General features: G+C 62.2%; 25 protein-coding genes. 9 read left to right on the forward strand and 16 right to left on the reverse strand.

The genetic code is table 11. From position 1 onward, the window contains the following. Positions 1–12: 12 nt before the first annotated feature. The 4 genes from N1058_RS21315 to N1058_RS21330 form a co-directional block, all read right to left on the reverse strand. On the reverse strand, positions 13–600 hold the full coding sequence (locus N1058_RS21315) for an acyl-homoserine-lactone synthase (RefSeq protein ID WP_265519617.1): 588 nt from the start codon (positions 598–600) through the stop codon (positions 13–15). A gap of 91 nt (positions 601–691) precedes the next feature. After that, entirely contained in the window at positions 692–1,429 is a 738-nt protein-coding gene (locus N1058_RS21320) for a LuxR family transcriptional regulator (RefSeq protein ID WP_265519618.1), read from the reverse strand. A gap of 172 nt (positions 1,430–1,601) precedes the next feature. Beyond that, the gene (locus tag N1058_RS21325) at positions 1,602–1,886 is read right to left on the reverse strand and encodes a hypothetical protein (RefSeq protein WP_265519619.1); all 285 of its coding nucleotides are present in this window, start codon (positions 1,884–1,886) and stop codon (positions 1,602–1,604) included. Between the two features lie 476 nt (positions 1,887–2,362). Then, positions 2,363–3,277, reverse strand: a complete 915-nt coding sequence (locus tag N1058_RS21330; protein ID WP_265519620.1) for a nucleotidyltransferase and HEPN domain-containing protein — start codon at positions 3,275–3,277, stop codon at positions 2,363–2,365. A 373-nt stretch (positions 3,278–3,650) separates the two neighbouring features. On the opposite strand from N1058_RS21330, the gene N1058_RS21335 reads away from it, so the two are divergent. The 3 genes from N1058_RS21335 to N1058_RS21345 all read left to right on the forward strand — a co-directional run bounded on the left by N1058_RS21335 (position 3,651) and on the right by N1058_RS21345 (position 6,554). After that, positions 3,651–4,352: a winged helix-turn-helix domain-containing protein gene (locus N1058_RS21335; protein ID WP_265519621.1), complete on the forward strand. Its 702-nt coding sequence runs from the start codon at positions 3,651–3,653 to the stop codon at positions 4,350–4,352. Positions 4,353–4,645: 293 nt separating this feature from the next. Then, entirely contained in the window at positions 4,646–5,917 is a 1,272-nt protein-coding gene (locus N1058_RS21340; protein WP_265519622.1) for an 8-amino-7-oxononanoate synthase family protein, read from the forward strand. Positions 5,918–6,032: 115 nt separating this feature from the next. After that, a complete protein-coding gene (locus N1058_RS21345; protein WP_265519623.1) occupies positions 6,033–6,554 on the forward strand; it encodes a GNAT family N-acetyltransferase in 522 nt (173 codons plus the stop codon). 38 nt (positions 6,555–6,592) lie between these two features. On the opposite strand, the gene N1058_RS21350 is transcribed toward N1058_RS21345, so the two are convergent. From N1058_RS21350 to N1058_RS21370, 5 genes are all read right to left on the reverse strand, one after another. Next, complete coding sequence (locus tag N1058_RS21350) at positions 6,593–7,678, reverse strand: ABC transporter substrate-binding protein (protein ID WP_265519624.1); 1,086 nt, start codon at positions 7,676–7,678, stop codon at positions 6,593–6,595. 379 nt (positions 7,679–8,057) lie between these two features. Further along, positions 8,058–8,837: a 3-oxoacyl-ACP reductase FabG gene (fabG, locus tag N1058_RS21355; protein ID WP_265519625.1), complete on the reverse strand. Its 780-nt coding sequence runs from the start codon at positions 8,835–8,837 to the stop codon at positions 8,058–8,060. After that, a complete protein-coding gene (locus N1058_RS21360) occupies positions 8,834–10,579 on the reverse strand; it encodes an acetolactate synthase catalytic subunit (RefSeq protein ID WP_265519626.1) in 1,746 nt (581 codons plus the stop codon). Before N1058_RS21360 ends, fabG begins: the two co-directional genes overlap by 4 nt. Then, positions 10,579–11,946, reverse strand: a complete 1,368-nt coding sequence (locus N1058_RS21365; RefSeq protein WP_265519627.1) for an aspartate aminotransferase family protein — start codon at positions 11,944–11,946, stop codon at positions 10,579–10,581. The genes N1058_RS21360 and N1058_RS21365 overlap by 1 nt, the downstream gene beginning before the upstream one ends. 98 nt (positions 11,947–12,044) lie before the next feature. After that, entirely contained in the window at positions 12,045–12,764 is a 720-nt protein-coding gene (locus N1058_RS21370) for a GntR family transcriptional regulator (protein ID WP_265519628.1), read from the reverse strand. 312 nt (positions 12,765–13,076) lie between these two features. Here N1058_RS21370 and N1058_RS21375 point away from each other — a divergent pair, with 312 nt between their 5' ends. From N1058_RS21375 to N1058_RS21395, 5 genes are all read left to right on the forward strand, one after another. After that, positions 13,077–14,171 carry an ABC transporter ATP-binding protein gene (locus N1058_RS21375; RefSeq protein WP_265519629.1) on the forward strand — a complete coding sequence of 365 codons (1,095 nt, stop codon included), beginning with the start codon at positions 13,077–13,079 and terminating at the stop codon, positions 14,169–14,171. Between the two features lie 3 nt (positions 14,172–14,174). After that, on the forward strand, positions 14,175–15,062 hold the full coding sequence (locus tag N1058_RS21380; protein WP_420848026.1) for an ABC transporter permease: 888 nt from the start codon (positions 14,175–14,177) through the stop codon (positions 15,060–15,062). 58 nt (positions 15,063–15,120) lie between these two features. Beyond that, on the forward strand, positions 15,121–15,906 hold the full coding sequence (locus N1058_RS21385; RefSeq protein WP_265519671.1) for an ABC transporter permease: 786 nt from the start codon (positions 15,121–15,123) through the stop codon (positions 15,904–15,906). Positions 15,907–15,972: 66 nt separating this feature from the next. Beyond that, a complete protein-coding gene (locus N1058_RS21390) occupies positions 15,973–17,499 on the forward strand; it encodes a M81 family metallopeptidase (RefSeq protein WP_265519672.1) in 1,527 nt (508 codons plus the stop codon). Positions 17,500–17,565: 66 nt separating this feature from the next. Continuing rightward, positions 17,566–17,907, forward strand: coding sequence for a hypothetical protein (locus N1058_RS21395; protein WP_265519630.1), 342 nt, complete (start codon positions 17,566–17,568; stop codon positions 17,905–17,907). A 62-nt stretch (positions 17,908–17,969) separates the two neighbouring features. On the opposite strand, the gene N1058_RS21400 is transcribed toward N1058_RS21395, so the two are convergent. The 7 genes from N1058_RS21400 to N1058_RS21430 all read right to left on the reverse strand — a co-directional run bounded on the left by N1058_RS21400 (position 17,970) and on the right by N1058_RS21430 (position 25,115). Beyond that, the gene (locus tag N1058_RS21400) at positions 17,970–18,137 is read right to left on the reverse strand and encodes a hypothetical protein (protein ID WP_265519631.1); all 168 of its coding nucleotides are present in this window, start codon (positions 18,135–18,137) and stop codon (positions 17,970–17,972) included. Positions 18,138–18,348: 211 nt separating this feature from the next. Then, entirely contained in the window at positions 18,349–19,158 is an 810-nt protein-coding gene (gene iolB / locus N1058_RS21405) for a 5-deoxy-glucuronate isomerase (protein WP_265519632.1), read from the reverse strand. A 103-nt stretch (positions 19,159–19,261) separates the two neighbouring features. Then, positions 19,262–19,450 carry a DUF3329 domain-containing protein gene (locus N1058_RS21410; protein ID WP_265519633.1) on the reverse strand — a complete coding sequence of 63 codons (189 nt, stop codon included), beginning with the start codon at positions 19,448–19,450 and terminating at the stop codon, positions 19,262–19,264. Beyond that, positions 19,447–20,355: a myo-inosose-2 dehydratase gene (gene iolE / locus N1058_RS21415; RefSeq protein WP_265519634.1), complete on the reverse strand. Its 909-nt coding sequence runs from the start codon at positions 20,353–20,355 to the stop codon at positions 19,447–19,449. Before iolE ends, N1058_RS21410 begins: the two co-directional genes overlap by 4 nt. After that, a complete protein-coding gene (gene iolD, locus N1058_RS21420) occupies positions 20,356–22,182 on the reverse strand; it encodes a 3D-(3,5/4)-trihydroxycyclohexane-1,2-dione acylhydrolase (decyclizing) (RefSeq protein ID WP_265519635.1) in 1,827 nt (608 codons plus the stop codon). It abuts the gene before it with no gap. Next, positions 22,179–24,101, reverse strand: a complete 1,923-nt coding sequence (locus tag N1058_RS21425; protein ID WP_265519636.1) for a bifunctional 5-dehydro-2-deoxygluconokinase/5-dehydro-2-deoxyphosphogluconate aldolase — start codon at positions 24,099–24,101, stop codon at positions 22,179–22,181. The genes iolD and N1058_RS21425 overlap by 4 nt, the downstream gene beginning before the upstream one ends. Positions 24,102–24,284: 183 nt before the next feature. Next, complete coding sequence (locus N1058_RS21430; RefSeq protein ID WP_420848027.1) at positions 24,285–25,115, reverse strand: MurR/RpiR family transcriptional regulator; 831 nt, start codon at positions 25,113–25,115, stop codon at positions 24,285–24,287. An 86-nt stretch (positions 25,116–25,201) separates the two neighbouring features. Here N1058_RS21430 and N1058_RS21435 point away from each other — a divergent pair, with 86 nt between their 5' ends. Then, a complete protein-coding gene (locus N1058_RS21435) occupies positions 25,202–26,323 on the forward strand; it encodes a Gfo/Idh/MocA family protein (protein WP_265519638.1) in 1,122 nt (373 codons plus the stop codon). The last annotated feature ends 330 nt before the right edge of the window (positions 26,324–26,653 follow it).

The following is a 26,653-nucleotide window of genomic DNA, read 5'->3' on the forward strand; positions in this document are numbered from 1 at the left end:
CCGCCGGTGGCGTCAGCAATCCCGGTTCGGCTCCATTTCGCGGGTGCCATGCGCTAAGATGCGCGTGGAATCCTGATCCATTTTCAACTCGGCGGCTGTCAGGCTCATGCGGCCGACTTCGACGAAGGGCCCGAGCGTGCGATAAGAAAAACCGGCAGCCTCAAACCGCCCAATCCAGTCGGGCTCGATCACGCAGGTGAGGGTATTGATACCGAGCGACCTGCAGGTTGGCGCGACAGCATCGATCAGCTCTCTGAAGAGCGGTCCGCCTCGATATTCCCGTTTGACGAAAAACCGCGACCATTCCCAGATGCCACGGCCGCACGGAACGGAGCTCTCCACGAGGTGCGAAAAATGATCGAGGAGCAGGTGTGGTCGGTTGGTGGGAATGAATCTGTACCCGCCAACCACCTCGTTTCGATGGGTGGCCAGCAAATAGACGGTGTCCGGGGTGTCGTAGTCATCGATCTCACGGCCGTCGGGCCTGCAAAGATCGGTCCAGCCGCGCTCGCGGACAAAGATATCGTGACGCAGCCTGTAGTGCCTTTCGAGCAGCTCCTGGTGGCGCGCGTCGGCGGTTCCCTTGATAAGATGCAACATCGAGACTGTCACTCCTGTCGGAAGCGACATTCTTCGTGCAGCCCGGACGCGCGACCATGGTCAAAGCTGACCATTGACGCTCCTGTTCGGATCAAGCGGCGATTTCCATCAGGATCAATGCCTTGGCGATGGCCTGGGAACGGGTGACGCAGTCGAGTTTGCGCATCGCACTGGTGACATGCTTGTTCGCAGTAGATTCGGAGATACGCAGGATGCGCGATATCTCCCAGGCCGTCTTGCCTGCGGCCACCCAGCTCAGTACCTCCCGCTCGCGCTGCGACAGCCTGGGACCATCTCGATGAAATTTGCGGTCGGTCAGGAATTGCAGCCTGCTTGCAAAGGTGAGCGAGAGCGCGCTGAGCGATGGGAGCGCATCGGCCTTTGCGCTGGGTGCGTCTCCCGCTAGGGAGATACATCCGGTGAGCGCGTTACGGACAATGACCGGCACGCAGTAGCCGTCCCTGAGCCCGGCGTCCACCGCCTCCATCATGATCCTGTTGGCTGTCGGACCGTAGGCCCTCGTCCGCCCAACGGCCTCTTTCCAGGTAAACGGCCGCTTGCGAGAAACGCAGGTCAGGACGACGGGATCATGCTTAACGTAGTCGCGGGATACATAGTGCGACATCCAGTCTTCTGGCCAAAAACGCTCCAGGACCAACTGGTCAAACCGCTGTCCGGCTGAGGGCAATCCGGTCAGGATAAAGTATTTGCAGCCGAATTCCTGAACGGCCGCGTAATATGTCTCGACGAGCACATCAACGGCCATCGCGTTTGCCAGCGACAGCGTGTGTTGAAGAACCTGCTTTGCATCCATGCCGCGCTCCCACATAACCCCAGCGTCTGGTAACGAGCCCTGCAGATACTTAGCCGCCTGCGTTCGAGCCCGCGCACTGCAAACGATTTTGAGCACGTACAAGCCATCGCGCAAGCCTGCACAATCAATTGGCTATGCTTGCTGGAAACGGACCGAGAGTATGGGGCAACCCATTAGACGGCGTATGTCAGGGGACTTCCTCTGGTCGAGAGGGGGGATCGCCTTCTCCCGAAGCACAGGCTTGCTCGCCTCTGCGCTGCAATTCTGCGAACACCGTAAACCAGAAACGGAAGTCGGCCTCGCGCCCCGCGTATCGGGCAGTAAAGGCCGCCGACGCAGCGGCGAGCGACGCCTTCGAGCCGTATAGAGAGGCTGTTATATCGACTGCCTCTGCCGGATCGGCAAAGTTCCACAGGGTCATCTCGCCGCTGCCGTCAGCAGCGCTTGTTCCTTCGCACTTGTGTTCAGCCATACCAAATCTCCCGCGGGTGAGTCGGACGCGGGGCGCAATGCCCCGGGCCGGACGTCAAAAACCCACGGAAGTGAGCCACGGTCTTCAGGCCTGAGCCCTCGACATAATCGTGTCGTCCCTGGCCGTCGAGGCGACGAGCATGGCACGGCTTGCGTGCGAGACCAATATTGCAAAGCCTGGCGTGAAGCGCAATCGGATCTTCTTTTCTGCCGGTCGCTCGAGTTTTGTGCGCAGCCAGCGGTCATCCCGCACCCAATGCCTGAGGGACCGGGCACGTGAGTAACAACGGGAACGTCAACACGCCCCGCAAAGCGCGGCCTCGGTTGAAAACAGCGGTGGTTGAGCGCAGCTTGGCAACTTGTTCTCCGAACACGGCGCGGCTTCGACCGTTGGGTAAATCCGCACCAGCAACGCCTGGCGACCCGCGCAGCACAGTTTTGGCGCCTCTGTAAACGGGTCTGTCGATATGGCTCGCCTCAGCTCTTGCCCGCTTCCTTGCCCAGCTTTTCAAGATGCTCGCGACAAACCAGCTCTACAAGTTCGTGCAATTGCACGGTGCGCTCGCCGAGCCAGCGGAGAGCCTCTTCGCTGATCTCGTAATATCTTGAATAGCGGGCTTTCACATAGGCCTCGTTCAGCGTGTTGAACCATGCCGTATACCGGTGCTGATCCCGTGGCCAGATATCGGCTAGCCGGTGATCTTGATCTTCTGCAAGAGACCGCAGAAATGTAAGATTGTGAGATGGCGGCCCATAATTCGTGAGGGTTAGCAGCACAGTCGAGTACGCATGCTCTATGGCCTGATGCATCTCGAAGGCAGCGATTTTATACCTACCCTTCTCGGTGTGTAAGCGGATGCTGTCCATAAGCCCTTGGGCGAAAGGGAATCTATCTTTGAAGTTCTCCTTCGCCACTCTCCAAGCATCCTTGGATGTCAACGGCCGCGGCTCGGCAAGCGGCTCGTCATCCAACTCATAAAGCACAATGCCTTCGCGGCGGATATCGGTGAAGAAATACTGCCCCTCGCGCAGGGCTGTGTTTACCTCGCGCCGCGAATGCACGATGAAGCTCACCACGGTTTTCACGCCGCGGTCACGTAGCAGTCGGTCCTTCGCTTTTGCCCAGTAGGCCGCGAAATCGGCAAGCTTCCTGTTGTTGATGACGATCAAAAGATCGTAGTCGGAACGGTAACCTTTCTTGGTGTGCGGCTCGTCCACCCAGTCGCCGCGCGCGTAGGAGCCAAACAGGATGATCTTGAGGATCCGGCCCCGCTTCTTGAACCCGGCCGTTCCCTCTGCCAGCGCATCATCGAATTCCTCGTGGAGGATATCTACTATGCGGCCAAGCTCGCGCTGTTTCTTCTCCGGGAGGTGGTCGAGGTTTGTCTTCATCCGAACCTTTCGCTTGACGCAGCGTGCTGCGCCCGACCCTTACAACAGCTACCGCCCTGTCGCAAAGGATCGCGAGCGGCATTGCGCCCAAGGGTGGCCGGCTGGCTGCGGTAACCTGGCGGCCTGACGATGATACGGTTTTGTTAGCGTACGAGACACTAAATCAGGATATTGCGCCCCGCCAGAATTGACCTCTCTAGGTATAAGTTCTGTCACCTTCCCTGCAGTTGCCAAGGGGATAGCGGTCGGCTTTGATTGCACCGTAGTGCGATATCGAATGCCAGATGGCGGCGATTGTTGCGGCGGATGGATGCGGCCCGATTTGCAACGGTCGCGCCTGACCCGCCCGTCTTGCCGCTGCGGCAGGAAACCCATGAAACCAATAGTGGTCATCTGTTCGCGAGATGCGGAACTCTACCTGATCCTCGAGCACATCCTGGAAGTGGAGGGCTTCGACACCAGGCTTGCAAACGACGCAGATGAGGCCGTGCCAACGGCAAAGGAGCGACCCGCAGCGGTCATCCTAGACTGCCAGCCGAACGGGCTGGATGCGCTTACCCTGCATAGCCGTCTCAAGCAGGAAGGTGGGGCCCGCAAGATCCCGGTTGTGGCGCTAATCGCCCCGGGAGCAGAGAACCTACACATGGCACTTCTGAGGGCCGGCATCGACGATGGCCTCGTGCGACCGCTGGTTCCGGCCAGGCTTGTCGCCTCCCTGCGCTCGTGGATTGCGCAGCCACGGCGGACCATTTTGCCAGACGGGGGAAATGCGCTCGTGATCGGCAGCCTTGAATTGCACCCAGAAAGCTTTCGCGTCAGGCGAAACGGCAAGGAGATTCAATTACGAGCAACCGAGTTCCGCATATTCCGATACCTCATCGAGAACCGGGAACGTGTTTTCAGTCGCGAAGCACTGATCGCCGCGGCTTGGCCGAACAACGTCCATGTCAGTGCGCGCACCGTCGACGTGCACATCAGTCGGCTGCGCAAGGCGTTACGGAAGATCGGTTGCCACGACCTCATTCGTACAGAACGCTCGGGAGGTTACCGTATCGATAAGGGGAACGGATTTTAAAGGTGGATCGCTGCCGGAGGCGACCGAGCGCGGGGACGGACGTCCTTCGCTGAAGCGCTAAGTCCGCGGCAAGTGGTGGCTTTCCCGCTGCACACATGTGGTGACATCTATTGATATAGTCAGCCAAAGATGAACAGAGTTTATTACAGTTAATCCATAAATTTACTCGAATAGTCAGCGCAATAAAAAATATAGTAAAATATGATATACATTTATTTTAAATATAACAATATTAAACGTAAACCCCAGTAGAATGGCGCGGAACTTCCAAAATGGACAGAAGGGAGGATGCCGTGAAGGCGCCCCTATCAAGCGAAGAAGCCGTCCAACGCAGCACGCGCCCCCAGCGCTACCGAAATACCGCAGCGGTTATCGACAGGACACAAGCTCATTTCGATGAGGCGCACCGACGCGGCCTGATGGCCGTCTACTGTCGGCCGACGGAGGGGCGAGCGATCCTGCTCGCCAGGGCCAAGCGGCAAGGTATGGTGGCGACCGACTTTGTTCGTTGCTCCTATCTCGGCCTGGACAACCACCCGCTCGTCATTCAGGGGGCCATTGCTGCCATTGAGGAATACGGAACCCTCCACTGGTCATGCGCGCGCACACGGCTGAATTTCGCGATGATTGGCACCCTGGAGGAGAGATTGTCGCAGCTCTTCAAGGCCCGCGTCATCGCCTACTCCACCGTGATGGTCGCCAATTTGGGGGCCCTGCCCCTCATCGCCTCGGGGCACCTGACCGGTAGCCGGAAGCCCGTCATGGTCTTCGACCAGTTCGCGCATGCATCGCTTGCGTTCCATAAGCCGGTGGTGGCCGACGAGACCCGGGTCGAGACGATCTCGCACAACGATCTTAATGCCCTGGAGCAAATCTGCCGCAAGCATCGGCTCGTCGCCTACGTCTGCGACGGCGTTTATTCGATGGGCGGATATGCGCCGATCCCGGAACTCCTGCGGCTGCAGGAGCGGTACGGTCTTTTCCTGTATATCGACGATGCCCATGGGATCTCCATCTTCGGCGAACATGGAGAAGGGTTCGCGCGCTCGCGAATGCCCGATGAACTCGGCGAACGGACGATCATCGCCGCATCGCTGGGAAAAGGATTCGGCGCATCAGGGGGCATGCTGATGCTCGGTACAGCCCGACAGGAGGCACTCTTCCGGTGCTATTCCGTTCCGCATGCCTTCTCCGCCTCGCCAAACGTTGCGGCCTTGGGAGCGGCAATCGCCTCGATCGGCATCCATTCTAGCGGCGAACTGGCGGCCCGCCAGTCTCAGCTGGTAGAGCGCATTACGTTTTTTGACGCGCGGGTCAGAACCGCCCAGCACGGCGCGCTGCTACCCATCCGCTTGGTCAGAATCGGCGACGAGTTCGAGGCGATCGACTTCGCGGAGCGGCTGCTGGACGCCGGTTTCTACACGTCGGTCACCTTCTTTCCGACGGTGGCTCGCGGACAGGCCGGCGTCCGCATTTGCCTGACGGCAAGCCATGATTTTGCGAATCTCGCGCGGCTTTGCCGCGGCATCAACCGCCAACGCGGGTCAGCAATCCATGCCGAATAATGCCCGTCCGATCGACCGTCGGCCCTGGCGGGTTCGCGCAGTTCCGCCCAAGAGCAGCGCCCATCTCTACCGATGCTTTCGGGCCGTCGGCAACCACAATGTGAAGTGAATGCCGATGCTGCTTGAATCGTACCGCGTCTTCCTACGTCCCATACTGCCTTCCGATGCCTCTGTGCTCTTCCGACTGCACACAGATCCGCTCGTCGTCAAGCTGATCATGGACGGACGCGCGCCGACAAGAGCCGAGTCGGACGCGCGCCTCGACCTTTATCTTCGCGACTGGGACCGTCTCGGATATGGTTTTTGGATGGTCTATGAAAAGCAACCCGGCGGTGATCTCCATTTTGCTGGGCGGTGCGGCCTGCGCGACTTTGACGGGGCTGATAGGGAGCTGGGGTATTGCTTTTTGGAGCGTGCCTCCGGACGCGGCCTGGCCACAGAGGCTTCCAGGATCGTCATCGAGGCTGCCTTCTCCAGACTCGGCCTGACCAAGCTCATCGCCGTGGTTCGGCCGGCTAACATTCGCTCGCAACGCGTCATGGACAAGCTGGGATTTTGCTCCCGCGGAATGAGGGTCCATCGCGGCGCGAGTTTCCGCTTCTACGAGCTTCATCCCCGGCTCATGCAGGAGGGATGATTTGCGCTGAGATGGCCACCCGCATAGCGAGCCGGGCATCACTGCGCTATCCAGCGGTTCCAACGCTCGACGATTTCTCCGTGATGTTGTGCCAGCCACTCATAATCGACCTTGACCACGCCCTTGAGATTATCCGGAAAGACCGGGCTGTTCTCCTGCTCGCTGGCCGGCAGCAACGCCAATGCGGACTTAGTCGTAGGCGAAGTCGCAACCGCACGCGCGAAGGCCGCCTGCACTTCCGGATGATCGAAATACCAGTTGAGAAAGCGCAGCGCGTTCTTTCTGTTCGGAGCGCCCTTGAACACGACCCAATGCGCCTCATTGAGGGTCGAGCCTTCCCAGATCCGCTGCAGGGGCAGGCCTTCGTTGAGAAGAAAGTCGATGCGGGTGTTCCACACCAGTGTCATGGCGATCTCGCGATCGCGTAGTGCACGTTGGATCTGATCGCCCGTTCTCCACCAAAGCGAGATATGAGGTCGAATCTCTTCCAGCTTCTTGAATGCACGATCCAGGTCGAGTGGAAACAGATCACCCGGCTCAACCCCGTCGGCAAGAAGAGCTCCGATCAGGACACGCCAGGGCGTGCCGAAGCTGGGAAGCGAGCGCGGACCAGGAAACGCCTCGATATTGAAGAAGTCGCTCCAGTTCCGGGGCGTGTCACCCTCGAACATGTCACGGTTTGCGGTCAGAAGCGTTGCGCCATAGGTCGGCACCACACCGAAGCGATGACATACCTCACCGGCCCCGTCGGACTTTGCCCGGGGCACCAGGGCGCAATCCTCGCCCAGGTCGAGAAGCAAGCTGTTGCGCTCCGGGACATAGACGTCGCCTGAACCTGCCTCGAGCATGTCCCATTCCAGGCGTCCGATCTCCGACATTGCTTTCGCTTTCGCCCAGAATTCTCCAGCGGCGCCGCCGACGAGAACGACTTCAATGCCGGTCTCCCGCGAAAAGGGCTCGAAGACGATTTCCTTGAGCTTGCGCTCGTAATCCCCGCCGGTAGCAGCCATGACAAGCTGGCCTCCTTCGCCCGCCTCAACGCGCGACGGCGCGGCCAGGCACAGCACACCCACAAGGATGCCGACGATGACACCGGCACCATACCCAGCAATAAACCTTGACAAGCTGTACATTGTCTCCTCCATCCGAGATTGAAATATGATGCAACAAATTGATCATGATATCGGTTTTGTGCGTCGTCAAGTTTAAATTGGCGCATCAAAATACGCGCTACAGCTGGACCCGAGAGGAATTGTGGAGGAGGTGATTCAACGTCAACGGCGCGATTCAAAGGTCGAACAGATGCGGGCGACCGAGCGCGGGTCGAACCCATCGACCACGAGCGACGCGTTGAAGGGTTGCCCGCGACCTCGCGACCATGGCACGCCCAGGCGTTCGCTGCCGGGCTCAAGGCGATGATGCGTCAACACCTCCGATATTGCCGCCGGCCTGCGCGCAGCCTGTAACGGATAAAAAGAGGGATCCACTTGGTCGATTGGCAAGTCAGGGCGGCGTGAACTCTCCGCCGTTCACGTCAATGACCGCGCCGCTTATGAAGTCAGCCTCCGGAGCAGTAAGGAAAAGCACGGTGCGGGCGACATCCTCTGTCCGACCGAGGCGGGCGACGGGAATGCGTTTGAGCGCCTCTCTGTTCGCGGAAGAATCGGCCGGACCGGCCATCTCGGTCGCGATGCGCCCTGGCGCGATGGTGTTCGCGGTGATGCCGAAGCGGGAATATTCGCTGACGATCGAGCGGGACAGCCCGAGCAGAGCACTCTTGGATGCCGCATAGGCGCTACCTGCGATGCGCGGCATGGTCCTGCCGGCGAGTGAACCGATGAGGACGATCCTGCCACCCCGGCGCCTGACCATACCGGGCAAGGTGCACTGACAGCAGATAAGCGCGCCAGTGAGGTTCACCGCAAGCACCTCCTGCCACTCGCCGAGATCCACATCTTCAAGCAGCACCCGGCCGCCATTCCGTTTGGGGGAATAACCTGCATTGCAGACAAGGACGGAAGGTGCTGCCCATTCCGCTTCGACACGGGCGAAGAAGCGACGTACGGCTTCAGCGTCGCGCAAATCTACGCCATCCGAGATTATACGCGCGGATCCATGGCGGCCTGCCAGTGTGTCCGTCGCCGCGGCGACGCGGTCGGCCTGGTGGCTGAAGAAGGCGACTCGATAGCCCGCCTGCAGGAACGCCTCAGCCGTTGCAAAACCGATCCCGCTCGACCCGCCGGTGACCACCGCGACCTGAGCCTGAACCTGCGAACAACTCATTGTGCGGCCTCCGGAACGGGAAAACCTGCTTCCGACCGGTCAAGCGTTCCGTCGTAGAGTGACAGGGGCGGATGCGCGTCGGGATCGGTGATAGCTTCAATGAGCCACGGTTTTCTGGACGCTATCGCCGTTTGCAGCGCCGGCAGTATTTCGCCCGGCTCGCGAACTGTAGCGGCGTTGCAGCCACAGGCCTGCGCAATGGCCGCATGATCGACGGGCGCGAAATGGCAGGCGGAGGTGCATTTTCCGAACTTCACGGTCTCCGCATCCTTCTGGTAGCCAAGCACGCCGTTGTTGAGCACAATCACGGTGACGCCAATATCGAGGCGAACCATGGTCTCCAGCTCCGCCCAGGAATGGGCAAATCCGCCGTCTCCGACAAGGGCTACGACCGGATCAGCAGGCGCTGCAAGCTTTGCGCCCACAGCCAAGGGCAGTCCCCAGCCGAGGCCAGCAAGACCGCGCGGCGTCAGGAACCGCTGTCCTGCGGCAAGAGCCGTGAGCTGGCCGACCACCCACATGGAAGAGTAGCTGGCATCCGCGACCACCGTCGTGCGCGGCGTTAGACACCGCTGCAGCTCCGCCATGATCCGCTCGGGCCGAAGCGGCTTGGCATCACTGGCTGCGAACTTGCGCCGCTCGGCTTCGAACCTTGTCCGGAAATGCGCAATCTGACGCTCCAGCGCCTTGCGTCCGGCCCGGCGCAGCGAGAGGTCGCGGCGTTCCACAACGGCGGTGAGCGCCTCCATTGTTTCCGCGGCATCGCCGACCAGACGCAGTGCCTCATAGTTGCGACCGATCTCGACGGGATCCACGTCGATGTGGATGATCCGCGCGGATCGAGGGATCAAGCGCCAGCTGTCGGTGCCGTTCTGGTTCGTGCGCGTGCCGATGAGAAGCACCACATCGGCATTCCCGAGAAGCTCCCTGGAATGGCGTCCCAGGGAGCCTGGTCCGGTGAGCGAGGCGATGACGCCCAGCGACAGCGGATGCGTTTCGTCCACTGCTCCCTTGCCCATATTGGTCGTTGCCACAGGCAGATGCGCGGCCTCCTGCAGTCGCGAAAGCGCCTCGGACGCGCCGCGCGATAGCGCCCCGCCGCCGGCCATAGCAACCGGGCAACGTGCTTTGACGAGAATATCGGCCGCGGCCGCAATCACCTGATCGGCCGGCCGATTCCGGTCGACCGGCCAGTTGCCGAGCGCGACCTTCCGTTCCATGATAGGCTGCGAAGTCGGCTCGCGCAGGAGATCCGCAGGCAGAAGAAGCACTGCTGGGCCCGGGCGCCCGCTACCGGCCGCGGCAAAAGCTGCATCCACATAGTCCTCCACCCTGTCGGCAGTCAGGATGCGCCCGACCCACTTGGCGCAGGGCTGGAAGAGGCCGGTCTGATCGATCTCCTGGAACGCATTACGGTCGAGGTGCGGCCGCTCCACCTCCTGGACCAGGGCAATGATGGGGATGCTCGCCTTCAGCGCCTCGGCGAGAGGCGCAACCAGCAAGGTAGCCGCGGGACCGTTTTGCGCGGCTACCACGGCAATGCGACCGGAACGGCGGGCGTAACCGTCAGCCATCGCACCGCCCATGTTCTCCTGACGATAGGCGACCTGCCGGATCCCCATTTCCTCTGCGGCCAGGATTACGGCCGAGGGCAGGCTTTGGGCGAAAACGAATTCGACACCGTGGCGCTTTAACGACCGTGCGATGCGCGTCGCGACAGTTTCTTCTATGGTCTGCGACATCACAGCGCCTCCCCTTCACGCCCACCCCTTGTGGCCAGGAAAGCTTCGAACACGTGCACGATCTCTGCGATCTCGGCCTCGCCCATCGGCGTAGAAAGGCATGCTGCCGCTCCATCCGGAAGAATGATGCCATTGCATCTGAAGAATCGTGACATCATCTTCATCGTCCTTGCCTCGGCAGGACTGCAATAGGCTTCTCGAAAGTCCCTTGGCGGTGTCGGCTTTGGATGGATCCGGAAAAGAGACGCCGCGCCTGTGATGCTGAAGGGCGCATCTGCGCGTCGGGCGGCCATTTCCAGCCCCGTGCGTAGCTTGTCGCCGAGGGCCTCCAGGCGTTCGAAGGCTGCCTGGTCGAGCGCCTCCATGGCCGCAAGCCCGGCGATCATCGAGATTGGATTTGCAGAGAACGTGCCGCCCTGTGGAAGCAAGGGCCGGCCTCGGCTGGTATCGAACACCGACATGATCTCGGTGCGACCGCCCACGGCACCGATCGGGAATCCACCACCGATGATCTTTCCGAGGGTGAAGAGATCAGGTTCAAGCCCGTAGCGGGAGGCGGACCCGCGGTAGCCCAGTCGGAAGCTCAGCACCTCGTCGCTGATGATCAGTATTCCGAGCGCCCGCGCGGTCTCCTGGAGCGCGGAAACGAATGCGGGCTCGGGCGCCACGAGGCCGGCGCGACTCGGCATCGGATCGATGACGACGGCGGCAAGGCGCTCGGCGTTGGCCTTCAACAGCCCTACGGCGCCATCGGCGTCGTTGAAGCGCAGCACGACCGCTTCTTCAAGGACGGAAGTTGGCATTCCGCGATAGCAGGGCACCGGCTCGGGCGCATCGGCCGGTCCCCAATTGTCCGGCGTGCTCGCCTGCGTCACCTCGACCCAGTCATAGGCGCCGTGATAGGCCCCTTCGATCGTTGCAATCGCGCTGCGGCCTGTGAACGCCCGGGCTGCCTTGATCGCGAACATGACGGCTTCGGTGCCTGTGTTGACGAAGCGGATGCGCTCGAGTTGCGGCACGCGCTCGCACAGAAGCGTGCCGAGCGCGATCTCAGCCTCAGTCGGGTTCGCAAAGCAGGTGCCGCTGTGCAGTTGCCGTTCGACCACCGAGGCGACCGGCGCGAAACCGTGACCGTGGATGAGCGTCGTGAAGTTCGCGTTCAGATCGAGATAGCTCGCCCCGTCCACGTCGAGGAAATAGGCCCCCTCCCCTCCGGCGGCATAGCATGGCGTCGGATCGCGCTCGATCGTCACGCGCGTCGTCCCGTCGGGGAACACGCGACGGGCGCGTTCGAACAGTTCCGCCGAGCGCGGTCCCGGATGTGGGTCTATGAAAATGGTTTCGAGCCGATTGGAAGGGGCTGGCATGGCGTTCCTGCCTCCTGGTTGTTGCCATCAAACGCGATCTTGCGCTCCCAAATGAGAGCGTATTTTGATGTTTGATGCAACAAAAATATTCTAGGCCGTCATTCCACCCCCTCCTGCCGCGATATGATAAGCGAGGAAAGACGCCGATAGCCGCTGCGGATGTCGTTCTCGATCGCGGCCCGCACGGCAGCAGCATCGCCGTCCTGCAGGCCGCGCAACGCAAACAGGTGATTGGATACCCCCGTCCGGGACTGTGCGAACTCGGGGTAGAGGTCGTTGAAGGCGGGGCCGATCTGCAGCCACATCGATTCGACGATCGCTACGAGCCGGGACATGCCGCTGCGCCGATAGATGAGAAAGTGAAAATCTTTGTTGGCGTCCAGCACATCGGTGTAACGCGCCTCGTCTAGCCCGCGATTGATACGTTCCTGCAAGCGCTCCAACTCCTGGATGTCCTCCGGCGTCACTTTGGCTGCCGCCTGCTCGGCCGCCAGTCCCTCTAGGGCCAGGCGGATTTCTGTAATCTCGTCAAGGGCTGCAAGTGTCAGTTCCGGCACGACCACCGTCTTCGGGCCCAGATTTACCAGCACTCCTTCCCCGATCAGACGGGTGATAGCATCGCGCGCCGGTGTAGTGCTCACTTGGAGCGCCTGCGCGACGGAGCGAACGGTAAGCTTCATGCCGGGGCGCAGCGCGCCGCGAACGAGCGAGTCCTTCAGGCTTGTATAGGCCCGCTCACCGAGGCTCTCGTGCCGGTCGATGGGCGCGATCTCCCCGGCGGATAAGTCCGGCCTCTTTTTCTTTGGCGCATCATCCATTGCATCGTCCTTTTGGCGGGGCCGTTTCCCGCAGCGGCGATTCGGTCCGGATCTATCGTATCCACTAAATCGCAGAGGCGCGACCTTGCCAAACCGCCTGCAAAGCGACTTGACAGCATCGTCATTTTGTTGCATCAAATTTCAAATATTAACTCAGCGCCGCATTCCCGAGTGATGGAGGGACGATGACGCTCTGAGCCTCCGCCGAGGTTTCGTGGTGTCCCGACACCAGCGGCGCCGAATGCGTAGGCAGCACAGCCAGGCGCCGAATCAGGCCAATTTTCAGCATGCTGAAGCGAAAGGTGGTGAACAGTGCATGGAGCAAGCGTTTCCCTGCGGGAACTGGACAAGCGGTACGGCCGGGTGCAGGCGGTCGACCAGGTGGCGATCGACATCCGACCCGGCGAGTTCCTCTCCCTCCTCGGTCCCTCCGGATCGGGCAAGACCACCCTGCTCATGATGGTGGCGGGGTTCGAGCAGCCGGATTCAGGTGTGATATGGGTCGGCGACCGCGACATCACGCATGTGGCGCCAAACAGACGCGACATCGGAATGGTTTTCCAGCGCTATGCACTCTTCCCACACATGACGATCGCCAAGAACATCGCCTTTCCGCTGCGCATGCGCCGATTCTCGAAGGAAATGATGTCACGTGCCGTGGCGAATGCCCTGGAGCTCGTTCAATTGGAGGGTTTTGAAACGCGTCTGCCGAGCCAATTGTCCGGCGGGCAGCAGCAGCGGGTGGCGGTCGCCCGCGCCCTCGTCTTCAAGCCTCCCCTCCTCCTGATGGACGAGCCGCTCGGCGCCCTCGACAAGAAGCTGCGCGAGCAGATGCAGATTGAGATCAAGCGTCTGCAGCAGAGCTTGGGCATCACGGTGATCTACGTCACACACGACCAGGAAGAGGCGCTCACCATGTCCGACCGCATTGCGGTGATGCGAGAGGGCCATCTGGAGCAGATAGGCTCCCCTACCGAGCTCTATGACGCGCCTGCCACCGCCTTTGTCGCTGACTTCATCGGCAAAATGAACTTCTTGGATGGAGAATGTCTGCGACACGATGCCCGCTGTTTCGAGGTTGCGATCAGCCGAAGCGGTACGATCGTGCTGGATAGCGGTTCCCATCCACTCGTGACCTCGCCTCAGCGCGGCGCTCGGGTGCGGCTCGCAGTGAGGCCGGAGCGGATCGAACTTGTGCCGTATGGGAGCCAGAATCTCAATGGCCTCGTCGAGGCGGTAATCTTCGTCGGTTCATCCCACACGTTTCTTGTGCGGCTTGCCGGAGGGGAATTGCTTCACGTCCAGTGTCAGGCGAGCCGCGCCGGCAATTCCCTCTGTGAAGGCGATCGCGTCGGGATTTCCATCCCGAGCAACTCCGTGCTGGTTTTCCCGCAGATGGAGTGCTGAGCGATGCCGGAAAACCCCGTCCTTAGGCGCCGAATCCGCGGCCGGCCCCTTTCGGCCGGTGGATACGGAACGACCGCGTCCCTCGTGCTCGTCTCCCCGCTCATCCTGTTACTCGTCAGCGCCTTCGCTTACCCCGTGGGCCGACTGCTGTGGAATAGCGTCTTTACGCCGGAACCGACGCTCGCCCATTACGCGCGCATCATAGCCGAGCCGCTCTACCTCATTGTCCTTTGGCGCACGTTCGAAATTGCCTTCATCGTCACTGCTCTGGCGTTTCTGCTCGGCTATCCGGTCGCCTATGCGATGGCGCGGGTCCAAGGTCGACGCGCAATCCTGGTCGCGGCCTGTGTTCTTGTTCCCCTGTGGACGAGCGTACTTGTGCGCTCCTACGCCTGGATCGTGCTCTTGCAGCGCAATGGAATTGTCAACACCGTCGTGCAGGAGATGGGACTGTCCAAGGCACCGCTCCAGCTTCTCTATACCGAAGGTGCGGTCATCCTGGCGATGACCCATGTTCTGCTACCCTTCATGGTCCTGCCGATCTATTCGACGCTGCGGAACATCCCGGATGAATTTGCAAAAGCGGCCCGCAACCTCGGAGCGAGCGCACCACAAGCCTTTCTCCGGATCACTTTTCCGCTCAGCCTGCCAGGGGCGGCGGCCGGTACGCTGATAACCTTCATCCTAGCGCTTGGCTTCTACATCACGCCGGCGCTGGTGGGTGGCCCGAGTACGCTCATGATGTCCACCCTTATAGCGCAGCAGACGACGGAACTGCTCGACTGGCCTTTCGCGGGGGCGCTGTCCGCGATTTTGCTTGTGTCAACGCTACTGCTCGCCGCTCTGTATCGCCGGGCCCTCTCGTTCAGCAAAGGATTTTCGAATGGCTGAGGTCGACCTTGCAATGGCCGCGCGCGCTGCGAGGGAACGCAGCCGGACAGGAGTAGACATGGCCCGCGTCTTTGCAGGTCTTGGACTTAGCCTCGTGCTGTTCTTTCTCATTCTGCCCACTCTCATCGTGATCTCGATGTCGGTGGGAACTTCATCCTACATCGCATTCCCCCCTGAGGGCTTCACGTTCAAGTGGTATGCCCAATACTTCCAGGATCCCGACTGGATGGCCGCTACCTGGTTCAGCCTTCGTATCGCCGGCATTACGACCTTGGCGGCAACGGTGATCGGCACGCTGGCAGCGATCGCGCTTGTCCGCGGGTGCCTTCCCGGCAAGGAGTTTGTCCAGGCCGTCACGATTGCCCCGCTAGTCGTCCCGCACATTGTCGTCGCGGTCGCGCTTTATCTCACCTTCGCGCCCCTCGGCCTGACAGGTAATCTGTACGGTTTCGTGATCGCCCATACGATGCTTGCCGTCCCCTATGTCGTGATCACGGTGGGAGCGGCGCTGCAGCGCTTTGATCCCGCGCTGGAGCTTGCAGCGCTCAATTGCGGCGCGACTCGCCTCCAGGCATTCTTCCACGTTGTCCTGCCCAACATCCTGCCGGGCGTTGCGGCCGGTGGCGTGTTTGCCTTCCTCGCATCGTTTGACGAGGCGACAGTCGCCTTCTTCATATCCGGCATCGAAGGCAAGACGATCACACGCAAGATGTTCGAGGATATCGACTTCAACCTCACCCCCGTCATCGCCGCGGTCTCGACGGTCCTGACCCTGGTGTCGCTTGCCCTTATGGGCACCATCGAAATCGCACGGCGCAGGAACGAGGCCAACTCAGATGGCTGATCGCCTGACCCCGCATGAAAGAGCGACTGGAGGCTTTGCATGAACATGCCGCGAAAAGCGGAACAAATGCGTTCCGCGACGTTCCCGAAGACGCGACGGATTCTGGTTGGGTGCGTGTTCCATGAATCGCACGGATTCAGCCCGCATATAACGGGAGCCGATCAATTCGAGATCGACAGGGGCATGACGTTGCTGATGCAGGCGCGGCAGTCCGACACGACCCTCGGGGGTATGGTGCGCAAGACGGAAGCGTTGGGCCACGAGGCGATTCCTGCCATTTCCATCAGCGCCCCGCCGAGCGGCCGCGTTGACCATGGATTTTACGCCAGGATCCGTATTGAACTCATCGAGCTCGCGCGGCGCGAGCGATATGACGCCATCGCGCTCGAACTGCATGGCGCCATGGGCACAACTGAACTTGCGGATGCGGAGGGCGATCTTCTCTCGGACCTACGTAAAGCCGTCGGGCCGAACGTTCCGATTGGCGTCGGCCTCGACCTGCATGCCCATGTGACGCCCGCTATGCTCGATGCAGCCGATATCTGCATCGCCTGCAAAGAGAACCCTCATTCAGACGTAGTCGAATGCGGTGAGCGCGTGATCGAGGGGCTTCTGGCCATGCTTGACGGCACGTTTAAGCCAACCATCACAATGGCCAAAGCGCCGATGATCCTGCCAGGTGCTGCGGAGACAGCAATAGGCCCGCTTGCGGAATTGCATGCCAGGGCCCGCTCCATACAAGGGGTGCATCCCGAGATCTGGGACATCTCGATCTACAATGTCTTCCGCTACCTGGACGACGAGGATATTGGCCAAGCAGCCGTCGTGATTTCGAACGGAACAACCGAGAGTGCCATAAGTGCAGCCGAGGAATTGGCCAGTCAGTTCTGGGCGTGGCGTGAACGTTTCCGTGACGATCTCCTGACGATCGACCAGGTTCTCGACGTGGCGGCAAAGGACCCACAGGGGCGCCCCTATATATTGGCCGATATGGGGGACCGGGTGTTGGCGGGCGCGCCGGGCGACAGCACGGCGATCCTCATGCATGCTCTGTCTCGCGGCGACGAACTTCGTGGTGCAATCCCCGTGACCGATCCCGCCAGCGTCGAGGCCGCCACGGTAGCTGGCGCAGGCGCCCGTATCACACTGGACGTGGGTGGACGTCTGACGCCCGGCTTCAGACCCTTGAGGATCACCGGCAGGGTTTTGGCTGTCGGCGACGGCCGCTTCGTCATGGCAGGGCCATTCCGGGGTGGCGAGGAGACGAGCCTCGGACGCACCGCCGTCCTTCTCGTGGAGGACCGGATGTGCATCCTTCTAACGAGCAAGCCCGGCTTTACCCACGATCCCGCAGCTTTCACAAGCCAGGGGATCGACCTTGCTGCGCAGGATTTCGTAGTCGTGAAATCTGGATACCACTTCAAGATGAACTTTGCCGGCATTGGAACTCCGCTCAGCGTGGCGACGCCCGGTATCGGTTACTACACACGTGGACAGCTCAGTTGGCAGAAGGCGCGCTTCTGGCCGGAACACGATATCTCCGCGCCACGGATCGAAGCGATCGTTCACGGGAGGGGCAAAGATATCGCTTGAGCCCGAGCCTGGCGCATCGATCTGCCGTCTTCTGCCAAGGGTAGGTAGACGGGACAGGCGATAAGATTGCGCTATGGCGAGATTCGGCACGAGCGGACCGGCGTGGTCGGCCTCGAATACGGCTCTTCATCCGTGAGGACGGACAGCAAAGCCACCCGCATGGCTTCGTATTTCGCGCGCTCAAATACGCCCACCGCTGACCTCGCAAGGCTCAAGAAGGGCATCGAAGCTAAAGGCGCCAGCGTGTCGGCATCTCTACCCATCTCCGCCCATTTGGGTGGGCGACCCGCGGTCACGGACGCGATCTTGCAGGCGAGCGATGCGGTTTTGCTCCTGCCGGGGCTTATGAATCCCTCGCTGCCCTTGCATCCCTGCGTGCCACGGGCGCCCTTGCATCCGATGTCATGATTCTCGGCACCGGCGATTGGCCGCAGGAGCAACTGGCCGAAGCGGTGCTTGCCGGTGCTCTTTCATGTCGGTTCGAGTTGCATGCGGTCGGTGGTGTGGGCGGGCGTTACCACGCGCAATTCGGTCGGCCTATATCCGCCGATGCAGCCTACGGGTTCGATGCGGTGGCGCTGGCTATCGGAATCGTTCGCGCCCATGGCGCGGATAGGCTCACCGCCGTAACACTCCAATCGCTCCCCAAGAGAGTACATCAGGGCTTAAACACAGTAGCCGGGTTCGGCGAAATGGGGGTGCTCCACCTCTACTTTCTGATGTCTAGTCTCCACTGTGCCTTCGAGGATAGCTACCCAACGGCTCACAGAGTTTGATATTGCAGCGCGAGGCCCAGCATCCTCGTCAAGCGGCAGCAATGCGCCGCCGGTCCCAATCCAACCCAGCCCATTACCCCTTATCGCGCTGGAAAATCCAATCATGCTCCGGATGGTTCTTGAAGCGCCACTTGCGCAAGGGGCCGGCCATGACGTTGAGGTAGTACATCTCGTAGCCATAAGGCGCGCCGCAGGGGTGATGGCCGCGCGGAACCAGGGCCACGTCGTGGCTCGCAACCGCCATGGCCTCGTCCAGGCCGCCGTCCTCGGTGAACACGCGCTGGAAACCGAAACCCTGTTCGGGGTTCAGGCGATGGTAATATGTCTCCTCCAGATAGGTCATCTCGGGGTAGTTGTCCTCGTCGTGCCGGTGGGGCGGGTAGGAGGACCAGTTGCCGGCCGGCGTATAGACCTCGGTGACGAGCAGGCTGTCGGCGACGTCGCGGTTTTCCATCGCGATGTTGTGGATGAAGCGCGTATTGGCGCCCTTCCCGCGCTCTTCCAGGCTTATGCCGGCGGGGCCAATCACCTGGGTGTCGTGGCCGCCCCTGCCGGGGGCGCTGCAGACGGCCAGCGTGCATGCCGTGGTGGCGGTGGCGGTCCAGCCGGCGCCATTGGGAATATAAACGGCGTGCGGCGGCAGGCGCTCGAACACGTCCATGCGCTCGCCCAACTCGCCGAAATCCTTGCCCGCGCCGGAGATCTCCGCCTTGCCCTCGACCAGCACGAGGATCACCTCGCTGTCGCCGGTCTCCTCCATGGCGGTCTCGCCGGGCGCGAGGCGGTAGAGCCCGAAGCCGACATAGCTCCAGCCGGCCGATTGCGGCGTGATATTATGGACCTTGCCGTTCGTTCCTGCGGGCTTGACCAGAAGGTCGGGCATGGCGGTCTCCTTATTGCTCGGTTTGCCAGGCTACTCGTTTTCTGTGTGCTTGTTGGAGCATGATCTTTGCCGAAAACCGGTATCCGCTTTTCGGGATCGCGCTCTAATCGTCCGGCGTCTTGGCGATCAGCAGCACCCAGGCGGCATAGGCGCCGGCGCCGGTGAACAAGATGCCCCAGAAGGGCGCGCCGGAGACGAACTCGAACAGCCCCCAGCCGATGCAGATGGCGACCACGAGGACGCGCCGCCACAGCGGGCGGAAAAAGGGATGGCTTGCGTCGAGAAAGCTCATGCCGCGTCGGCCCGATCCAGCCCTGCGTCCACTGCTGCCTGCCTCAGCGCCTTCAGGCCCATGGACTGATAAGCCACGGGGTCGGCCTTGAGCGGGTCCTGTTCGGCCTCGATCACCAGCCAGCCTTCATAACCGCCGCGCGCCAGCACCTTCAGCACGGGCGTGAACTCAATGCCGCCTTCCGCATCGCCCGGCACGGTGAACACGCCGCGCCTGACGCCTTCGAGGAAGGAAAGTCCCTCCGTCTCCACCTGCGCGCGGATGGCGGGGCGCACATTCTTGGCGTGGAAATGGCCGATGCGCCCGGCATGGGTCTCCGCCAGCTCCACGGGATCGGAGCCGCCGAACCAGGCATGGCCCGTATCGAGGAGAAGCTTTGTCGCCGGCCCCGTGCTCGCCATCAGCTTGCCGATCTCCTCGCGGTTCTCGACGATGGTGCCCATGTGGTGATGGTACACGAGGTGGATGCCCTGTTCGGCGCAGTATCGCGCGAGCGCCTCGACGCCGGCGCAGAATCGCGGCCATGAGGCCTCGGGCAGCACGGGCCGGTCGCGCAGCGCGACCGCGTCGTTGCCGTGAACGGCGTTCGAGGTCTCGCACACGATGCAGACCTTGCACCCATTGGCCTTGAGCATGTCGAGATGCGGCTGGATCGCCTTCTTCTCGGTCTCGATGTCGTTGACCAACAGGTTTAGCGAGTGCCAGCCGGACACGAAAACCAGGCCATGGGTCGCCAGAACGGCTTTCAGCTCGGCGCCGTCGGCGGGCATCTTGTGGCCCTTCTCGATGCCGTCGAAGCCTATTTCTGCCGCCTCGCGCAGGCACTGCTCGAGCGGGATGTGCGAGCCGATGCTCTGATCGTCGTCATTGGACCAGGCGATGGGATTGGTGCCGTAGCGGATCATTCAGTTTCTTTCTTTCAACATGGCTTCATATCTTTTGCGCGCCGCCCTTACTTCCTCGCGGTTCGAGGTTTCAGGCACCGCGACGTCCCACCAATGGCCGCCCGCCTCGGTGGAGGGATAGGGATCGGTGTCGATGACCACGACGAACGGACCGTCGGCCTCGCGCGCCTCGGCCAGCGCTCCTTCCAATTCGGCGATGGAGCCCGCCTTGCGCGCCGTCGCCCCCATCGAGGTGGCATGGCCCACGAAGTCGATCCGCGACGGGTTCGCATGCTGCGCGTGATCGAGCAGATTGTTGAACTCGGCGCCGCCGGTGCTCATCTGCAGCCGGTTGATGCAGCCATAGCCGCGATTGTCGGTGATGACGACGGTTATCTTGATCCCCATCATCACGGCGGTGGCCAGCTCCGAGTTCATCATCATGTAGGAGCCGTCGCCGACCATGACGATCACGTCGCGCGCCGGCTCGGCCATCTTGATGCCCATCCCGCCGGCGATCTCGTAGCCCATGCAGGAGTAGCCGTATTCCATGTGGTAGCTGCCGGGCCGCCCGGCCTTCCACAGCTTGTGCAGTTCGCCCGGCATGGTTCCCGCGGCGCACATCACCACGGTGTCCTCGCGGGCGGCGCGCTGCACCGCGCCGATCACCTGCATGTCGCTGGGCAGGGCGTTGCCGTCACCCGAAGGGGCCTGCGTCACCGCGTCGGCGGCGGCAAACCAATTCGCCTTGAACGCCGGGTCCGGCGCTTGTGCCGTCCAGCCGCCCAGCGCCTTCGACAGGAGATCGAGCCCCACGCGCGCGTCGGCAACCAGCGGCTGGGCATCGTGCTTGTAGCCGTCATAGGGCTGGACATTGAGGGCCAGAAGCTTGCGCGACGGGTTCTTGAACAGCGCCCAGGAGCCGGTGGTGAAGTCCTGGAAGCGCGTGCCGACGCCGAAAACGAGATCGGCTTCGGCGCAGACCGCGTTGGCGCTTGCCGCACCCGTCACGCCCACGGGGCCGAGATTGAGCGGATGATCCCAGGGCAGCGCCGATTTTCCGGCCTGGGTCTCGACGATGGGGATCGCGTGCTTTTCGGCAAAGGCCTTCAGCGCCTCGCAGGCGCCCGCATAATGCACGCCGCCGCCGGCGACGATGACGGGACGGCTGGAGGCGCGGATCGCCTCGACCGCCGCCGCAAGCTCCACCTCGTCGGGATGAGGCCTGCGCCGCCGCCATATCCTTTCCTCGAAAAAGCTTTCCGGCCAGTCATAGGCCTCGGCCTGCACGTCCTGGCAGAAGGCCAGCGTCACCGGCCCGCATTCGGCCGGGTCCGTCATGACCCGGAATGCACGCGGCAGCGCCGTCAACAGATGCTCCGGCCGGCTGATCCGGTCGAAATAGCGCGAGACCGGGCGGAAACAGTCATTGACGCTCACCGTGCCGTCGCCGAAATCCTCCACCTGCTGCAGCACGGGATCCGGCCCCCGATTGGCGAAGACATCGCCCGGCATGAACAGGACCGGCAGCCGGTTGACGTGGGCGAGCGCCGCCGCCGTCACCATGTTGGTGGCGCCGGGGCCGATCGACGAGGTGACCGCCATCGCGCGACGGCGGCCAAGCTGCTTGGCATAGGCAATCGCGGCGTGCGCCATGCCTTGCTCGTTGTGGCCCCGCCAGGTCGGCAGTGTGTCACGCGCCGCATAAAGCGCCTCGCCGAGACCGGCGACATTGCCGTGCCCGAAGATCGCCCACATGCCGGCGATGAAGGGTTCGTCTTCCTCGTTCATCTGGGCGGCGATGTAGCGGGTAGCGGCCTGAGCGGCGGTCAGTCGGACGGTTTTCATGCTGCCTCCCCTTTTCTGGCGCGCGCACGCGCCCTGTCCCAGACGGCGCAAAGCGCGGCGTATCTTTCGGCCATGTCGGAAACCGCTTCCTGATCGTCGATGTTCCCCGAAAACCATTTCCTGGCGGCATCGGCGAAAATGGTGCGGCCGACCGCGAAGCCCTTGACCAGGTCGAAGCCGGCGGCCACCGCGAAACTGTCCTCCAGTTCCTCCGCCGGCGCATCGAGGCCGAGGACGACGATACCACGGGTGTGGGGGTCGTTGCGATGGATGGCCTCGCAGGCCTTGCGCCAGGCCTCGCGCGATTTCATCGGTTCGAGCTTCCACCAATCAGGATAGACGCCGATCTCATAGAACCGATCGATGACGGCGGCGGCCGTCTCGTCGTCGCAGGCGGCGACCTTCGAGGGTATGATTTCCAGCAGCATTTCCAGGCGATTGCGCCGCGCCGCCGTGAAGAGCCGCTTGACCACGTCCTCCTGCTGCGCCTTGGTCGCGGCATCGTCGCCAGGATGATAAAAGCACAGCACCTTGACCACATGCTCCAGCGGCCATTCAACCAGGCCCCCATAGTCCGGACCGATCTCCGGCTCCAGGGTCAGCGGGCGCGAGCCCGGCCATTCGACGGGCCGGCCGATCCACAACCCGGTGCCGGCAGCCTTGTAGAGCGCGTCACGGCCATGCCGCCCGTCGCACAGAATGCCATAGCCCGGCCTGTCGCCGGCGACGCGGTGCACGGCTTCAAGGCAGAGCGTCTTGAACACGCCGATACGCGCCGGATCGGCTCCTGCCTCCCCGGCGATCTCCTCCAGTTGCAGGCGATGGTCGAAGGCGAACACCCGCATTTGCGACCAGTCGCCCTTGCGGTTGGTGGCCCAGTGCACCTGCTCAAGCGCGGCGTCTTTGCGCAGGGCGCGATTGCGGACGCCGGTACGGAAAAAATACTGCAACTCCTCCCATGAGGGATATGCGGGTGCGCATCCATGGCGCGATACGGCAAAGGCACCGCAGGCGTTGGCGTATTTGAGCGTCGTCGGCCAGTCCTCGCCGGTGAGCCAGCCCTTGAGCAGGCCCGACATGAACCCGTCACCGGCGCCCAGCACGTTGAATACCTCGATGGGAAACCCCTCGCCTGCCTCACCTTCATCCAGCGTGTCGGGAATGGCCCCGGAAAAAGCTGCGGCACCCATCGGACCGCGCTTGCACACGAGCACGGCCTGCGTCAGCCGGCGCACGGCGCGCAGAGCCTCAATGGTGTCCGTGGAGCCGCCGGCGATGTGGAACTCTTCTTCCGTGCCGACGATGAGATCGAAAAGGCCGAGCGTGCCCTGCAATTTCGCCGTCACGCGCTCGGAGGCGATAAAGCGGCTTTCGCCGGCGCCGTGACCGGCCAGCCCCCAGAGATTGGGACGGTAGTCGATGTCGAGTGCCGTTTTGCCGCCAGTCTCGCGCGCCAGCCTCAGGGCCTTGAGAACCGCAGCCTCGGTCCGCGGATGCGAAAGATGGGTTCCGGTGACGCAGACGCAGCGCGCTTCGGCGATGAACTCGGGATCGATGTCGTTCTCGTCGAGCGCCATGTCGGCGCAGTTCTCGCGATAGAAGATCAGCGGAAACTGGTCCTGATCCCGGATGCCGAGGAGCACCAGCGCCGTTAGCCTCTCCGGGTCGGTCGCGAGGCCGCGTGTATCGACGCCTTCGCGCTCCAGTTCTTCGCGGATAAAACGCCCCATATGCTCGTCGCCGACACGGCTGATCAGCGCCGACTTCAGGCCCAGCCGCGCAGTGCCGGCGGCGATGTTGGTGGGCGAGCCGCCGATATATTTGTTGAAGGAGCTCATATCCTCCAGCCGCCCGCCGACCTGCGCGCCGTAAAGATCAACCGAGGAACGGCCAATGGTGATGAGATCGAGGGGCTTCATCCTGTTCTCCTCCGTTGTTTGCGCGGTCCGGCACGCCTGTTCCGCGCCAGGGGCCATTTCGAAAGGACGTCAGGCGGTTCTCCTCCACCCCGAAACCATCCTACCGGCGAAGAAAGGTCAGCCGGCGCTGATAATGGAAGATATGTTCTATTTTATACCAAAAATCAATCATTAAATTCCATTTCAAGCGCGCCTGATGGTCCCCACGGACACCACAAGCGCCATCGCCAGCGACAGCGTTGCCGAGAGGGAGCGGAAATCGCCGAAGTCGGCTTCGGAGATCGTCAGCAGCAGCGGCGTCACCGGCCGCAGGGGACTCGCAAGCGAATCTGTGATGGCGACCACCCCCGCACCGGCCCGACGCGCGGCATCGGCCAGTTCGACGGTCTCGTGCGTGTAGGGCGCAAAGGTGATGGCGATAACGGCGTCACCCTGGCGGATTGCATGGCGGCTGTCCAGCTTGCCGACGCTGTCATGCAGCATGGTCGGCACGTCCATCTTCTCGAACGCATAGGCCAGATAGGCGGCGACCGAGAAAGCGCGGCGCATGCCCACGATATGCACCATCTGCGCCTCGGCGAGCGTCTTGATAGCCGCATCCAGGGTGCGGGGATCGATCGTCTTGGCCAGGTTTTCCAGCGAGTGACGACCGGCCTCTATGAACTCGGCCAGCAACGCGGACGGGCTGCCCGCCCCGCTTTCACGCAGTTTCTCAAGGCGGGTCGAATAATCGGGCCAGTTCTGCGAATAGTTTTCGCGAAACAGGCGCTGCATCTGGGAATAGCCCGAGAAGCCAAGCACCTGGCAAAAGCGCATGAAGGCCGAAGGCTTGACGCCCGCGCCCTCGGCCATTTCCGCTACAGTGGAAACGGCGATGCGGTCGGGATTGGCGGCGACGAAGTCGGCGCATTGGCGCAACCGCTTCGGCAGGCCGCCGGAGATGTCCAGCATCCGGTCCATCAGTTCTTCCACCGTCGCCGGTGCGGGGGATGCGTCCATCGGAGTTTCTTTCATTCAGCTTGACAAATGGTCTACCATGATCCTACGCGTTTGGAATAAAAATTCCAAGCATCGTCGCTGGGAATATGTGGGAGGTTGTCATGGCAGATGTGGGCATGGGCCTGATCGGCACCGGCTTCATGGGCAAGGCGCATGCGCTGGCCTACCGCGCGGCCAAGGCCGTGCTTGGCGATGTTCCCCAGGCCCGGCTGGAACTTCTGTGCGATACGCCGGCGGAGCGTGCCCGGCAGATGGCGGAGCAGTTCGGCTTCGCCCGGTGCACGGACGATTGGCGCAGCCTGGTAGAGGATACGAAAGTCGATCTCGTGTCGATCACCACGCCGAACCGGATGCACCGGGAGATGGCGCTGGCGGCGATCAGGGCGGGAAAGCACGTTCATTGCGAAAAGCCCATGGGGCTGACACTGGCCGAGGCCGAGGAAATGGCCGAGGCGGCGGAGCGGGCGGGCGTGAAGACCATGGTCGGCTACAACTATATCAAGAACCCGGCTTTCCTTCACGCCCAGCGCCTCGTGCGCGAGGGTGCGATCGGCAGGCCCGTCCATTTTCGCGGCTGGGTCGACGAGGATTATCAGGCCGATCCCGACCTGCCGTGGACCTGGCGGGCCAGGTTGGACGAGGCCGGACTTGGTGCCCTCGGCGATCTCGGCTGCCACCTGGTTTCCATGGCCCATGGGTTGATGGGGCCGGTGGAAAGCCTCATTGCCGACATACAGACAATCCATGAGACCCGCCCGTTGGCGGACGGCAACGGGCGGGGCAAGGTCGAGAACGAGGATACGGCCACGGCGCTGGTGCGGTTTCGCGGCGGCGCCCATGGCTCGCTGTCGACATCGCGCTCGGCCTGGGGCCGCAAGAACAGGCTCGGCTTCGAGGTGCATGGCACCACCGGCATGATCGTCTTCGACCAGGAGCGCATGAACGAACTGCAGCTATACCGGAACGAAGGGCCCGCCGGCGAACAGGGTTTCAAGACGATCCTGACCGGCCCGGCACATCCCCCCTACGGCCATTTCTGCCCCGCGCCCGGTCACCAGCTGGGCATCAACGACCTCAAGGTCCTGGAAGCCGGCGCGTTCCTGCGATGGATCGGCGGCGGCGAAAGGTCGGGACCAGACTTCGCCGCCGCGCTGGAGTTCGAGAAAATCATCCATGCTATTGCCGCCTCGGCACGGGAGGGGCGGCGGATCGAGGTTGCATGACAACCCCGCCCCGTCATCAACTCTGAGGAAGTCCGTTGATACGCTGGCTCGAGTGTTGGCGGCCCCGACATCGGATAGCCATACTCTCCAATACACTCTCCGATGCGGATCCGCTCCACCTGTCGAAGACACATATCCGGCGACGCTCGATCCCCGAGCGGAAGGATTCGCCGACGGCAATTCGAATCGAGAACGGTGGTAATACGCCCCATCTCGACCGTTCCGGGGCAACTCTGGGGCTGTCCGGAGGCAGACATTGCAGACTGCCAAGCTGCAGGTCGACGCCACGTCGGAAGCGGAATTCCGGACAACGGTCCAGTTCGACTTCAA

The organism is Nitratireductor luteus, assembly GCF_026162365.1.
GTDB classification, from domain to species: domain Bacteria; phylum Pseudomonadota; class Alphaproteobacteria; order Rhizobiales; family Rhizobiaceae; genus Chelativorans; species Chelativorans luteus.